Origin of the sequence: Faecalibacterium sp. An192 (assembly GCF_002160175.1) — a bacterium.
Taxonomy (GTDB): domain Bacteria; phylum Bacillota; class Clostridia; order Oscillospirales; family Ruminococcaceae; genus Faecalibacterium.
Map to the genome: position 1 here is coordinate 1 of NZ_NFKB01000066.1, position 13,273 is coordinate 13,273.

At 43.6% G+C, this 13,273-nt stretch carries 14 protein-coding genes and 1 pseudogene; 9 read left to right on the forward strand and 6 right to left on the reverse strand.

All coding sequences use genetic code 11. The features are described from left to right. Positions 1–46 precede the first annotated feature (46 nt). Positions 47–673, reverse strand: a complete 627-nt coding sequence (locus B5F27_RS14375) for a hypothetical protein (RefSeq protein ID WP_242962206.1) — start codon at positions 671–673, stop codon at positions 47–49. Positions 674–677: 4 nt separating this feature from the next. Further along, positions 678–1,205, reverse strand: a complete 528-nt coding sequence (locus B5F27_RS14380) for a helix-turn-helix transcriptional regulator (RefSeq protein ID WP_087368795.1) — start codon at positions 1,203–1,205, stop codon at positions 678–680. A 521-nt stretch (positions 1,206–1,726) separates the two neighbouring features. On the opposite strand from B5F27_RS14380, the gene B5F27_RS14385 reads away from it, so the two are divergent. From B5F27_RS14385 to B5F27_RS14405, 5 genes are all read left to right on the forward strand, one after another. Beyond that, positions 1,727–1,927, forward strand: a complete 201-nt coding sequence (locus B5F27_RS14385; RefSeq protein WP_087368796.1) for a DNA-binding protein — start codon at positions 1,727–1,729, stop codon at positions 1,925–1,927. Beyond that, positions 1,927–3,021, forward strand: a complete 1,095-nt coding sequence (locus B5F27_RS14390) for a site-specific integrase (RefSeq protein ID WP_087368797.1) — start codon at positions 1,927–1,929, stop codon at positions 3,019–3,021. The genes B5F27_RS14385 and B5F27_RS14390 overlap by 1 nt, the downstream gene beginning before the upstream one ends. After that, a complete protein-coding gene (locus B5F27_RS14395; protein WP_087368798.1) occupies positions 3,002–3,337 on the forward strand; it encodes a hypothetical protein in 336 nt (111 codons plus the stop codon). Before B5F27_RS14390 ends, B5F27_RS14395 begins: the two co-directional genes overlap by 20 nt. Next, entirely contained in the window at positions 3,327–4,493 is a 1,167-nt protein-coding gene (locus B5F27_RS14400) for a helicase RepA family protein (RefSeq protein ID WP_087368799.1), read from the forward strand. Before B5F27_RS14395 ends, B5F27_RS14400 begins: the two co-directional genes overlap by 11 nt. Positions 4,494–4,811: 318 nt before the next feature. Then, positions 4,812–6,071 (forward strand): plasmid recombination protein, encoded by a 1,260-nt coding sequence (locus tag B5F27_RS14405; RefSeq protein ID WP_087368800.1) that lies wholly within the window; start codon positions 4,812–4,814, stop codon positions 6,069–6,071. Between the two features lie 76 nt (positions 6,072–6,147). Here B5F27_RS14405 and B5F27_RS14410 read toward each other — a convergent pair whose 3' ends face one another. Continuing rightward, positions 6,148–6,390, reverse strand: coding sequence for a helix-turn-helix transcriptional regulator (locus B5F27_RS14410; protein WP_087368801.1), 243 nt, complete (start codon positions 6,388–6,390; stop codon positions 6,148–6,150). Between the two features lie 9 nt (positions 6,391–6,399). Next, positions 6,400–6,705, reverse strand: coding sequence for a helix-turn-helix transcriptional regulator (locus B5F27_RS14415; protein ID WP_087368802.1), 306 nt, complete (start codon positions 6,703–6,705; stop codon positions 6,400–6,402). 117 nt (positions 6,706–6,822) lie between these two features. On the opposite strand from B5F27_RS14415, the gene B5F27_RS14420 reads away from it, so the two are divergent. From B5F27_RS14420 to B5F27_RS14435, 4 genes are all read left to right on the forward strand, one after another. Then, entirely contained in the window at positions 6,823–7,275 is a 453-nt protein-coding gene (locus B5F27_RS14420) for a hypothetical protein (protein WP_087368803.1), read from the forward strand. Positions 7,276–7,497: 222 nt separating this feature from the next. Next, positions 7,498–9,930 carry an N-6 DNA methylase gene (locus B5F27_RS14425; protein WP_158098257.1) on the forward strand — a complete coding sequence of 811 codons (2,433 nt, stop codon included), beginning with the start codon at positions 7,498–7,500 and terminating at the stop codon, positions 9,928–9,930. A gap of 15 nt (positions 9,931–9,945) precedes the next feature. Continuing rightward, a complete protein-coding gene (locus B5F27_RS14430) occupies positions 9,946–11,106 on the forward strand; it encodes a DUF262 domain-containing protein (protein ID WP_087368804.1) in 1,161 nt (386 codons plus the stop codon). A gap of 1 nt (position 11,107) precedes the next feature. Further along, on the forward strand, positions 11,108–11,731 hold the full coding sequence (locus tag B5F27_RS14435) for a hypothetical protein (protein ID WP_087368805.1): 624 nt from the start codon (positions 11,108–11,110) through the stop codon (positions 11,729–11,731). Between the two features lie 95 nt (positions 11,732–11,826). On the opposite strand, the gene B5F27_RS14440 is transcribed toward B5F27_RS14435, so the two are convergent. After that, on the reverse strand, positions 11,827–12,366 hold the full coding sequence (locus B5F27_RS14440) for a hypothetical protein (RefSeq protein ID WP_087368806.1): 540 nt from the start codon (positions 12,364–12,366) through the stop codon (positions 11,827–11,829). A 475-nt stretch (positions 12,367–12,841) separates the two neighbouring features. After that, positions 12,842–13,138 (reverse strand): annotated as a pseudogene (locus tag B5F27_RS14445) (transposase); the annotation flags it as partial. Between the last annotated feature and the right edge of the window lie 135 nt (positions 13,139–13,273).

Below are 13,273 nucleotides of genomic sequence, written 5' to 3' on the forward strand. Positions count from 1 at the left end.
AAGTTCCGTGATTCATTGTGAAGCATATTCATCATCTCCACATTTATCATACCACTGCTGTACAGTGCGGCGGTGACTTCACTCTATTTTCTGGGTTTGCTCTAGATATGTCTTGATATGTAGTTATCCATGAATCATTTCGGTAATAGAGATTAAGCAAATATAGTGCGGCTAAGGCATGTATAAGGGCCTTAATATTACCTTTTTGTAAAGAGGAGTACCTATCATGTTTAACCGCTTGATAAGCTTTTTCCCAATATGTTCCTTGTCTCTTGTGCGCTTCCTTTAATGGTTTGAGTATCCTATTTTCATCCTTGGTAAAATTGAAGAATGGAGCAACAATGAGCACCTCTTTGCTATGAGTTTGCCACTTTATATCAATCAACTTTAAACAATCTTCGTCAAAAAATATACTGGTGTCCCCTCTTGGCTTGGTACCACCATTATCAAAATATAACTCTTTAGATAGTGCTTCAATTTGAACACAGCAACGAACTAATAAATCTGAGATATGCGGAGAAAACACTTCTAATTGAGAATTGCATGACTGTGTAACAAGTTTGCCCTTGCTATTCACCAGTACTTCATCAGTAAAGAAAATATACTTAGATACTTCAATTACTTCCTTTTCGAGATTTAAATACGTTTGCCAAAAAATATCAGATTTTTTCATTTGGTCACTCTACTTTCTCATCAGTAAATATGTCAACAAGCATATCGTTGAGCTCCTGCGAAGGCATCTTCACATAGGTCTGGGACTTGTCAAACTCCGGGTAATGGTAGCGCCACTTGTCGTAATCTTCTTTGGAGATCTCGCCAGCCTCAAGTTTGGCAGCCTGCTCCCGCCAGCTGCACAGCATCTCGTGGAGGCGGGCAGCATCTTTGTTCTGGCGCACATCCACTGTGAGGCAGACCTCACCGTCTAACTCACGGACCTTGAGACCATAGAGGTCTTCCAGGGTGAAGAGAGTGTGCATCAGGCCGGTATAGGAGTCAATATCAGGCACAGAGAGAGCCTGAGGGGAGACATCCAGCACCTCGGCCAGAGACGCGGTCAGGTCGGCCTTGGGCGACCGGGAGCCATTTTCATACTGAGCCAGCCGGACGTCGGCAGACTTTTCCGGGAAGCCGACGGTCATTCCGAGGTGTTTCTGGGTCATTCCCCTTAAAATGCGGAAAAAGCGGATGCGTTCACCTATTGCCATGAGAGTCATCTCCATTCGTCAGTTTGCTGTAATCTAAGTATAACAGATATGTTTAAGATAGTCAAGAGAAAATAAAACAAAAAAGTTTAATATATCACGCCCGGCCTCTTGACTTAAGCAAAATTGTATAGTATAATAATAATAAACAAAAATGCTTAGTACATCCGAACCTTGAAAATTGAATGAAGACCCACCAGACAACGACTTCTCTGTAAGAGCCAGATCGGGGAGGGAACGCCAGGACTTCCGCAAGGAACGAGCGAACCAGAACCCCGAAGAATCCGGGCAGTCCCCGGAGGAGGCGACGAGGACAGGGAAGAGAGACTCCCCACCAGCTACAGCCCGAGCGAGATCACAACCGTCGCAGGCGATAGGGTGAGAGGCTCCGTAAGTCAATCGGAGATTGAAAAATGAGTGCCGGCCCACTATCGGCAGCCTGGTGGAAGCCAAACCGACCGAACCAAACCCACAAAAGCCGCTGGAGGGAAACCAGCGGCATCCAGAAAACAGGAGGAATCCAAATGAGCGAAGAAAAGATTTTTATGCGAGTGGACGAGGTGGCGGAGACTTTGGGAATCTCCAAATCTCACGCCTATAAGATCGTTCACCAACTGAACAAAGAAATGGCCCAGATGGGATATATCACCGTTTCAGGCCGGATCAATCGGAAGTATTTCATGAAGAAGCTGTGCTACAGCGAAGATGGAAGGGAGGAGAGTTGATGTCTGTTTATAAGGATGAAAAGACGGGAACCTGGCGAGCCGTTTACCGCTACACCGACTGGAACGGCGAAAAGAAGCAAACCCAGAAGAGAGGGTTCAAAACCAAGCGAGAGGCCCAGTCATGGGAGCGGGAACAGCTTATTAAGAGCAATGCTGACCTGGATATGACCTTCAAGAGCTTCGTAGAGCTTTATACTGCCGACATGAAAACACGTCTGAAGGAAAATACCTGGGCGACCAAGGAGCATATCATCCGCACCAAACTGCTGCCCTATTTCGGAAAATTGAGAATGAGTCAGATCACAGCCCAGCAGATTATCACCTGGCAGAACAAGATGATTGAATACCGCGATGAACACGGAAAACCGTATTCTCCGGTCTATCTCAAAACGGTGCATAATCAGCTCGGCGCGATTTTTAACCATGCGACTCGGTTTTATAATTTGCAGAATAACCCCTGCCAAAAGGCCGGCAGCATGGGGAAGAAAAAGAATCGCGAAATGCTCTTCTGGACCAAGGAGGAGTACCTGAAATTTGCCGAGGTGATGATGGATAAACCTCTCTCTTATTATGCCTTTGAGATGCTGTACTGGTGTGGCATCCGGGAGGGTGAATTACTGGCCTTGACACCTTCTGATTTTGATTTCGAGAAGGGGACCGTATCCATCACAAAATCCTACCAGCGCCTAAACGGACGGGACCTCATTACAACTCCCAAAACTGAAAAAAGCAACCGGGTGATCCGCATGCCAAAATTTCTGGTTCAAGAAATACAGGACTATCTCAAAATGCTGTATGGGATCGGTCCAGAGGACCGGATGTTTCAGGTCACAAAAAGCTATCTTTACCGGGAGATGAAGCGAGGGTCAAAGGAAGCCGGAGTGAAGTGCATTCGGGTACACGATATCCGACACAGTGCGGTTTCTCTGCTCATTGATATGGGCTTCTCTGCCACAGCAATTGCCGACCGAGTGGGTCATGAGAGTATAGAAATCACCTATAACTATGCGCACATGTTCCCGTCCCGGCAAGCTGAGATGGCGGACAAATTGGATGTAGAAAGGGGAATAGAAAATGTCTCAAAAAAATCGTGATGAGCACAACCGCTGGCGGAATAAAACTGTAGCTTTCCGGGTATCGCCGGAGGAGGACAAGCAGCTTGAGACCTATGTGAAATTGTCTGGGCTAACCAAGCAGGACTATATTACCCGGCGGCTGTTGGGAAGAGAGGTGATCGTCCAGGGAAATCCCCGGGTATTCAAGGCATTGCGGGAGCAGCTGGCGGCTGTTTGGGAAGAACTCCGGCGGATCGAAGCCGGAGAAAAAATGGACCAGGAACTGCTGGAAGTCATCCAGATGATCGCTGTCATTCTGGACGGAATGAAGGAGGAATCTGCCTATGGAAATTGACGCAAAAGAAAAGACTGCCCAGGGCTCATCTGTTGGCGCAGATGAAGGGCAGTCCAATCTAAACTCTACAGTAGAAAGTATACCAGTTTCGGACGAAAAAATCAATGAAACCGATGAAAAATCAAAGCTGAGCATGCGAGAGCGGGCACGTCTGCGGCAGAAGATGATGGCTCCGGAATATCTTCCCACCGTTACCTTGCAGACCCTGTTTGACACGGCTTATCAGAGCAAGCCTCCGGTCATCGAAGGGCTGCTGTATACGGGGACTTATCTCTTTGCTGGTGCTCCCAAGGTCGGCAAATCCTTCCTGGTGGCACAGATTGCCTACCATGTCAGCACTGGGCAGGATCTGTGGGAATATAAGGTCAATCCGGGAACAGTCTTGTATTTGGCTCTGGAAGGTGATCACCGTAGACTACAGGAACGGATGTTCCGAATGTTCGGGGTAGAAGGGACCGACCGGCTTCATTTCGCCACCGATGCCAAACAGCTGGGAAACGGCTTGGATGAACAGCTGGAGTATTTCATCAAGGAGCATCCAGATACCCGGTTGGTCATCATTGACACCTTGCAGAAAGTCCGGGAAGCGGCTGGAGACGGCTATAGCTACTCGGAGGATTATCAGATCATCGGGAGCCTCAAACAGTTCGCGGACAAGCATGGCATCTGCCTGCTGATTGTCCATCATACCCGGAAAACCCCGGCGGGGGATAAATTTGATATGATCTCCGGCACCACGGGTCTGCTGGGCTGTGCGGACGGTGCCTTTGTACTCCAAAAGGAAAAACGAACCAAGGGAACGGCCACGCTGGATGTGGTTGGACGTGATCAGCCGGACCAGCGGGTGTACCTGGTACGGGATGAAGAACGGTTAATCTGGGAGTTTGACCACGCAGAGAAAGAACTTTGGAAGGAGCCACCGGACCCGCTTCTGGAAAAGGTGGCGGCTCTGCTCACGGCAGAGGCTCCCACCTGGCAGGGAAGTGCTACCGAGCTGATCGCGGCACTAGGGCTGGAGCTCCAGGCAAATGCCCTGACCAAACGGCTGAATGTCCGGGCATCCAAGCTGTTCAATGACTTCAATATCCGGTATGAAAATACCCATGGCCGGAATGGCAGCCGGATCAGTTTAGCCTTGGCAGCCGCCCAGACGTGACGATGGTGACGGTTGTGACGATGCCTGAAAGGGGTGTATAAAGTACCGTCACCATCGTCACAACCGTCACAGATTGCAGAATGAGCACACCATCGGGAGGCGAGTCTGCACAGGGCCGATGGCCCTGACTGCTCTGCGGGATTCCTTATTTGACCGCAGACCAGAGCGGCTCCCGCAGGAGCCGCAATCCCCCTCGGAGAGCCCACGGCACTTTACAGCCTCTGGCTGAAAGTGTCATAGTGGGTTATTACACTTCCGCAGAAGTGCATCTCCCGGGCCACCCCGTATCTGCCGCCCAGTGGGCGAGAAAGGAGCGCTATGGCAAGAGGCGACGGTATCGACCGTACCAGCGCGAGAAATATGAGATTGACCACACAGAAATTGAAAAATGCCCAGCAGCACAACGAGCGCGAGAAGGACTCCTACGTCAACCCAGATATTGTCCCGGAACTCTCCCACCTGAACGTCCACTTCAAGAAGCCGGATGGCAGCTATCTGGAACAGTTTGAGCAAATGGAGGCAGCCGGCGTCATCTCCACCCGCAGCCTCAAGGAGGACGCCTTCCGGTATGGAGAACTGGTCTTTGATGTGAACTCTGCTTACTTCTTCAACCGGGGCGGGTATGAGTTTGCCAAGGAATTTTACGAGGCTGCCTATCAGGCTGCCATCAAGATTGTGGGAGGGGAACAGTATATCCTGTCTGCAGTCATGCACGCCGATGAACGAAACCGGGCCATGTCGGATGCCTTGGGTCAGGATGTCTACCACTACCACCTCCATGTGGTGTATGTGCCGGTGGTAGAAAAGCAAATCCTTTGGACCAAACGCTGCAAAGATAAGTTCCTGGTGGGAAAGGTGAAGGAGAGCATCATGCAGGTCAGTATGAGCAAGAAGTGGGCCTCCAAACCTGTCTTGGACGAAACCACCGGAGAGCCATTGAGGACCGAGAAGGGGAAACCAATCCTCAAGAAATCCTACAGCGTTCTTCAGGATGACTTCTACCGGTATATGCAGGAAGCGGGGTATACCGATATTGAACGAGGGGAACGTGGCAGCTCGGAGGAGCATTTGACCGTGACTCAGTTTAAGGTTCAGAAGGAGCAGGAAAGGCTGGCAGCCCTAACTGAACAGACCCAGGAGAAAGCGCAGCAGGCTGCCTCTCTGGAAAAGAAGCTGGAGAAAGTCCAGCGGCAGCAGGTGGAGATCCAGAAAGTGGAGCAGATCGAAGCGCGGCCAGTTCCGTTTTCTTCCAAGGTGATTTTGGAGCGCTCAGAATATGAAGCTCTTTCAGGCGCTGCCAAGAAGTACTGTACCCAGGAGCATAAGGCGGTCAGTTTAAAGAAAGCTTTGGATGCCGCCAATAAGCTGATCGGGGAACTGAAAACCAAAGTGGCCACTTTGAATGCAGAATTACAGGAGTATAAATCAGTCCGGCGTCAGTTGAGCGCAGTAGGCCTTGAACAGGAAAATACAGCCCTGAAAAGGAAGCTCCAGAGCTATGAAGCAGAGATTGAAAGGAACAAACTCTGGCATCTTTTTGAATGCCCCAAAGCCAAGCCTCAGAAGGAGAAAATCTAGAAAAGAACACCGTATAAAATGATAAACCGCCTGTATCCGTACAGCTTATGTGCGGGTGCAGGCGGGCTTTTTTATTTTACTGGAGTTCCTGATCCAGATCCTGGAACAGGTCAGAATCAAAGAATTGCTCGATAGTAATTCCCAGGCCATCACAAAGCTTTTTGATGGTGGAAATGGTGGCGCTCCGATTGCGGCCACTGACAATATTGTTCACGGTGGATTGGGTGACACCGCTCATGGTGCTTAGCTTGTTGATGAAGATATTCTTCTCCCGGCATAGCTCCAGAATCCGCTCTTTGACAGCTTCACCGATACACAAGGGACCTGATTACATCTTTTCAATTAGGGCAAACACCACAGCCTGCTGCTCCTCGGTCAACCTGGCCCAGCATTCCAAAAGCTTTTTCTGCGAATCCGTTAAAGCAACGGGATCATCTTCCTCGGCAAACAGCTGGGAAAGAGTGATTCCAAAAGCAGTACAAATCTTTTCCAGGGAGTGGATGGTGGGAATCATATTTTTCCGATACCAGGAAGAAATAGTTGACTGTGGGAGACCGGAACGCTCTGCAAGCTGGTATTCGGTCCAGCCGCGTTCTTCTCGATATGCGGTGATAACAGAAAGAATGTCCTTCACCTGAGTCACCCCTTTAATTGTGTTCTTCGTAAATTATACTTTTACAATTCGTTGCAAGTTAATCATTTGTATCGTATAATTTTAACGAGTCACACAACTATAAAAGGAGGGCGGACTATGAAGAAGACCTGCTTTTTCATTGGCCATAGAGATGCCCCGGATACTATTTACCCGGCATTGTTGGCTGAAGTGGAGCGCCATATCACAGAATTTGGGGTAGGGGAATTTATCGTAGGACACTATGGCAGGTTTGACAGCCTTGCTGCCAGGGCAGTGAAGGAGTCAAAGGCTCGGCACCCGGAAGTGGAACTGACGCTGCTGCTTCCTTATCATCCAGCAAAGAGGCCCATCCAGAAGCCGGAGGGCTTTGACAGTTTGTTCTATCCTCCTGGTATGGAGAAAGTGCCCTATAAGGCGGCTATTGTGGCGGCAAACCGATACGTTGTAGATCATGTGGATTACCTGATTGCCTACGCCTGGCAGCTAGGAAGCAATGCGTATAAATTACAAGAATACGCAAAAAAACTGGAAAATGATGGAGGTATTAAGGTGAGTAGTATTGTCTTGTAACAATAACCAAAACTTATAAGAATAGAGAACCTAGAATTATTGACGCAAGCATAATCAATGAGCTATAATAATAAAAAATGAAAGGTTGTAAAGGCTCTGGCTAGTTGTGAGGTAATTAGAGGCTGTTAAGTTATTAAGTATGAACCAAATGCTTAGAGAAATTAGGTATGGTAAATAGTATTAATTGGAGCTAATTGCTTTGTATATTGAAGGGATGGTAATGTGATTAGAACAGACATGATTCGCACTGTTGGAAGAGAATATTTGACAAGTAATATTGAAAATGACGAATATAGCTATCCAAAGGCTTTTTCGTCTCAAGCACTGGATTTTAGGCCGATTCGTAATAGTAATGGACGTACATTTGAAAAAATTGATATTCGTTTTGTAAAAGGGAATATTTCTGTTCTTATAGAAACAAAGCAGAATTTTTCAAAAAGTGATGAGGAACAATTATCGGCATATGTTGAATATGAAAAAGCTCTTACTGGAAACAAAATAATTGCAATTTTAGCAAATACAATTAATGACCATATAAAAGTATGGCGGGGAGTAGTTTCGGATGGAGATTATATGCCTAAAGAAACGGCTCTACGAACGATGGACGAATATGTTGATTTTTACACATCAAAAATCAACAATAAAGAAAAGGTGATGCAAAATACATATAGGCTTAATGAGATACTGCATCGGTATAGTATCCCTGAAAAGCTAAGAAGCCAATTTGTTGGGACATGCTTACTGGCACTAAAGAACGGATTGGATTATTCGACGCCTTCTTTATCAGCAGCACAGATAAGAGCACGAATTAAAGAAGTACTTGAGGAATTATTAAATTCGGATCTGAATAAAGCAGAGAAATTATCGCTACTTAATCGGAATGTTCTAGGTGGGCAATATATCCGACATCTTGATATTATAGCTTTCAGAGAAATATTAAAATTTATTGAGGATAATATTTTACCTTTTATTAATGATAAGAGTACATCTGGACAGGATTTGCTGAATTTATTCTTTGTTACATTTAATAAATATGTTGGAAAATCAGATAAGAATCAAGCATTTACACCTGATCATATTACAGATTTTATGGCCAAAATAACAGGTGTTAACAAGCATTCCGTGGTTCTTGATCCATGCTGTGGAAGTGGCTCTTTTTTGGTTCGGGCGATGACACAGGCTCTAGATGATTGTGCAACGGCAAGTGAGCAAGAAAAAGTAAAAAAGAAGCAAATATACGGAATTGAATTTGATGAAAATATTTACGGTCTAGCAACAACTAATATGTTGATCCATTCTGATGGAAATTCAAATATTCGTCAAGGAAGTTGTTTTGCTTTGGCAGATTGGATTAAGGAAGCAAAGCCAAATATTATTTTAATGAATCCGCCGTATAATGGGCAAAGAATTCATCTTCCTGAGAGTTACGTCTCAACATGGCCAAAAGATAAAAAGGAAGATCCTTCAAAAGGATTATACTTTGTAAAATATGTTATGGACGTGTTAAACTCTATAAATCAGCAAGCAATTTTGGCTGCTTTATTACCTGTAGCGTGTGCGATCGGTACTAAAGGAGTGATTAAGGAAATTAAAGAGCAAATCTTGGCTGAAAATACCTTGGACGCAGTATTTACGTTACCTAATGATATTTTTCATCCAGGGGCAACAGTACAGACTTGCTGCATGGTATTCAAAATTGGAAAAAAACATTCAGATATAGCTACTCCAAATACATTCTTTGGATATTATAAGGATGATGGATTTAAAAAGAAAAAGAATATCGGACGAATTGAACAAATTGACTCAAATACACAAAAAAGCAAATGGGTTAGCATTGAACAAGAGTGGATTGATCTGTATAAAAATCGCCGAGAAAAGCCAGGCCTATCCGCAACCAGTAAGGTTGGAATATTGGATGAATGGGTCTGTGAAGCGTATATGGAAACAGACTATTCAACGCTGACGGTCTCTAACTTTGTAAATACAATTAACGGGTATTTTTCGTATTTAGTCAGCATTGGGAAATTGTTTGATGAAAAATTTGCTTCTTCGTCACAATATGTTATGGATTACTTCAATTTCTTGCTGACAAATAAAGAGTCCCTAAAAAAATTAATTGATACTAAAAGCTGGAAGGAATTCGTATATTCTGATATTTTTGATGTAAAAAAAGGATTTTATAACAAAAAACCCGATCATAATTACGATGGAGAAATTCCGTTTTTAGGTGCGACAGAACGTTGTAATGGAGTTACAGAGTATTATTCGATTGAAGATATTGAAGCTGCATCAAAGACAGGAGATGAAAATAATGTTTCTCTTGAAGAAAAGATGTTTGCCGGCGATGCAGTATGTGTAACCAATAATGGATCTGTTGGATGTGCTTTTTACCAGCCAATTCCATTTACATGTAGCCATGATGTCAATCCGCTCTATATTCTAAATGGACGTTTTGATATGTATAGTGCACTATTTGTTGCAACTATCATTGAAATGGATAAATATCGATGGGCATACGGAAGGAAATGGAGACCAGAAAGAATGGTCAAATCAACAATTCGGTTGCCAGCAAAAATCCAGAATGATAAATATGTTCCGGATTGGGATTATATGAGAAATTTTATTATGTTATTGCCATATAATGATAAAAAATGATTGGAGGCGTTATACATGGAAACAGTTAAAGACTTAAGCTCAGAATATGAAAAAATTGAACAACAAGAAGATGAAACTCTTCAGTTAGCAGAGAATACTGAAATTGCAGAGGATCAAAAAGAACCTGTCAAAAATGAATTTGAAAAAAAGAGAGCACTCTTAGAGAAAACTAAGATTGTTCGTCAGACATGGTCAATATTTGAGATTTATCAAAAGATAAGAGACAAAAAATTAATACTTGATCCAGATTACCAGCGACGCGCTATTTGGAATGTTGATAAACAAACGGCGTTTATTGAATCTTTATATATGGAGATAATGATTCCACCAATTTATGTGGTGGAAATACCAGGAAAGGATATTTTGGAAGAAACAAAATATGAAGTAGTAGATGGTAAACAGCGCTTAACAGCAATATGGGAATTTATAAAAGGAACACTCTGCTTAAAAGAACGAAACTTAGAATATTATGCAGATATTTTTGGAGGGAAAACTTTTCCTGAAATTCGAGAAATTGAAACAGAAAAGACGTCTGAGATGCTATCATCCATTCTTGATATCTATGTTATCACTGCAAATTCACCTGAATTTACAAAATATGATATTTTTGCTCGCCTAAATCGTGGAGCTGAAAAATTAAAAGTAAATGAAATTAGAAGAGCAATTTATAAATCTGAAGTTACGGCTCAAATTACAGAATTTGTGAATCAGCAACTCAAAGAAAACAAAGACTATTACGAGTCTATTTTTACTGAAAATGATATCAAAAGATATGAAGATTATGGGCGGCTCTATAGGTCGCTTGCGTTTTATTTGCGCTCTGATTTGAAACAAGGAATAGTCACCGGATACAACTCAAGACCGCGCGACATGATAAATAATGTTCTGCAAGAGATCCAAAAGGGAAGTGCAAATATTGAAAAGGATAATCTAATAGTGTTGCTTACACGGACGCTTCAACTTCGAAAAAAATTTGGTAGAGTTCCGAATGCAGATTATGTGATTGATACGCTAATGCCATTTGCATTACAATTAGATGAAGCAAAGTTTTTTCAAAAAGCTGAACAAGTATTTAATGATAAAAAGATAATGGATACTCTAAAGAAATCACCAGCAACGACTAGTAATGTCAATGAAAGGCTTTGTCGGATAAAACAATTGGTAATGGTGGGCTAAGATGGATGGCATCCAAGGAATAGATACAAAAACAATATCACTTCAACTAAAATCTATAATTGTGTTTGAATTTCTTAAAAAATATAATGAGCTTGAACACATGATTCGAAATGTTTTTGAAAGTAATATACCAACTTTACCTTCGGAGATTTTACACCAACTATATTTTTATTATGGGGGTAAAATTGGAAGTTATATCGAGTATGAAGCTCATTGTGTGAGATTGGATTGCATCAAGTTTGAAGAAAGATCGTCTTTCAAAAATCTTTCTATTAATCAAATCATTCGTATTTTTAAAAATCATCCTTGCTTAGATGCATTTAATTTTACAATTACATCAATTCAGCACGAGACAACAGTATTTCCGTTTTACGACTGTGTGATTCGAGTAATTAATATGAGAAATAAGTTAGCGCATGAATTGGATGATCTGAAATTTAAAGACAAAGATATTATAGAATTGTTATCAAAAGATCAAATTGCCAGCGAATCTTTTGAATTGTTACAAAATTTTGATGTGCAGCGAATGGACGACGAAACAGTATACATTGCTAGTAATATTGTATTTATCCGAAAGATGCTCTCAGCGCTTGAGATAAAAATCTGTGGCGATAAAGTTAAATGAGCTATACAATCGAAAATAAAGTGACGATCTCCTATGCTCCGCGCGTGGGAGATCGTTGTCAAGAGAACTTTAAATCTATCTATATAGTAAAGTACTTATACGAACAGCTCCGGCGCCACATCCTCAAGTGAGAATCCGGGAATCTGATGCGCTTCCTTGTAAAGTCCGTCCTGGTCCAGAAATTCAACCTTGGCGAAGTCGGCCAGCGGAATCTCCGATTCACAGATGTACCAGTTTGCGTGATCGGAAGCTGACTGTTTGAGTGCAGCCGTTGCAAAACGGTCAGCGTGATATTTGTCGCAGAAGTCACGCCACCGGAGATATCTCCAGAATCGTCCGTCCGTCTTGATATTGATCCGGCACATCAGTTTGTCATCGGACAGGCCAGTGTTTTGAGCCGTCACCTGGTCGTTGGCGGTGAGCCATACAACCGGATGGTGGTCTTTGTACTTGTCCACCGCCTGCATTCCGATTTCCTGTTCCCGGAAGTAGATGGGCTCGTAATGGAATGTCTCAGGATCAAATTTCAGATTGGAAGGAGTCAGGGCAAGCTTGCCAGACTCGAGAATGATCCGATATTTGATGAGGCTGGTGAAGTGGTACAGGTTGTCCGGCAGGTTGCTCTTTTTTCTCATTGACAGATCCTCCTTTATCCTAAGATCCATTGTGGGTAACTGTGGTTCACCTTATTATAATACAAAGGATATGGAAGAATTTAGGGAAATCAGTCGCTGGATTGAATTTATCCTGGATTTCAGGTATAATACAAATAAGATTCCTGCAGATGTTTGGCTGGCAACAGATTGGCAACCAAAAGCAGGTAGCGTCCACTCATAGAATAATGAAAAGAATCCAAATACCTCCAACAATATAACTTAATCAAATTTGTTTAAGCTGGCTGGCTTTGGAGCGAGATGGAGTAATTGCATAAACTTATTTTCAAACGCAAAATCGTCTGAATTTGTGCGAGACTCTCTATTGTGGAGCTATTTTGGCGCTGCAATTTTGATACGCATTTGATTCTAAAAAAGAGCTACCTGATCGTAAGCGCCTCACAAAACAGTGTACTTGACAATAGAAAAAGGACCAGCTAAAGCTGGTCCTTTTTTGTTATTCAAAACAACTGCGCATGTAGTCGCTCCAGGGCATCAGATCCTTGAGCAGCTCCGGATGCTGGCGGAAGTCCATGGAGGGAAGGTTGGACAGTACAATGTGCAGGTATCCCCGCTCAGAAAGACCATTGGCACCGGCTGTTTCCACCAGGCTGTAGATCACGGCACTGGCTTTGGCTCCTTTCACGGTGTCACTGAACAGCCAGTTCTTGCGTCCCACAGTAAAGGGACGGATGGCGTTCTCAGCAAGGTTATTGGAAATCTGGCACCTGGGGTCAAGCAGGTAGTTCTCCATGTAGGGCTGCGCAGTTGTTTTGAATAACAATAAATATCCCCCGGCATAGCCGGGGGTTTTTCATATGCGGGCATAGCCCTAGAATACTAGCCACGCGTCACGTCGCGTAAGTACGGTCTGCCAGCCGCGAAGGAT

Coding starts and splice junctions, on each gene's coding strand:
- B5F27_RS14375 (WP_242962206.1), bottom strand. CDS start 673: ATGAAAAAATCTGATATTTTTTGGCAAACGTATTTAAATCTCGAAAAG.
- B5F27_RS14380 (WP_087368795.1), bottom strand. CDS start 1,205: ATGGCAATAGGTGAACGCATCCGCTTTTTCCGCATTTTAAGGGGAATG.
- B5F27_RS14385 (WP_087368796.1), top strand. CDS start 1,727: ATGAGCGAAGAAAAGATTTTTATGCGAGTGGACGAGGTGGCGGAGACT.
- B5F27_RS14390 (WP_087368797.1), top strand. CDS start 1,927: ATGTCTGTTTATAAGGATGAAAAGACGGGAACCTGGCGAGCCGTTTAC.
- B5F27_RS14395 (WP_087368798.1), top strand. CDS start 3,002: ATGTCTCAAAAAAATCGTGATGAGCACAACCGCTGGCGGAATAAAACT.
- B5F27_RS14400 (WP_087368799.1), top strand. CDS start 3,327: ATGGAAATTGACGCAAAAGAAAAGACTGCCCAGGGCTCATCTGTTGGC.
- B5F27_RS14405 (WP_087368800.1), top strand. CDS start 4,812: ATGGCAAGAGGCGACGGTATCGACCGTACCAGCGCGAGAAATATGAGA.
- B5F27_RS14420 (WP_087368803.1), top strand. CDS start 6,823: ATGAAGAAGACCTGCTTTTTCATTGGCCATAGAGATGCCCCGGATACT.
- B5F27_RS14430 (WP_087368804.1), top strand. CDS start 9,946: ATGGAAACAGTTAAAGACTTAAGCTCAGAATATGAAAAAATTGAACAA.
- B5F27_RS14435 (WP_087368805.1), top strand. CDS start 11,108: ATGGATGGCATCCAAGGAATAGATACAAAAACAATATCACTTCAACTA.
- B5F27_RS14440 (WP_087368806.1), bottom strand. CDS start 12,366: ATGAGAAAAAAGAGCAACCTGCCGGACAACCTGTACCACTTCACCAGC.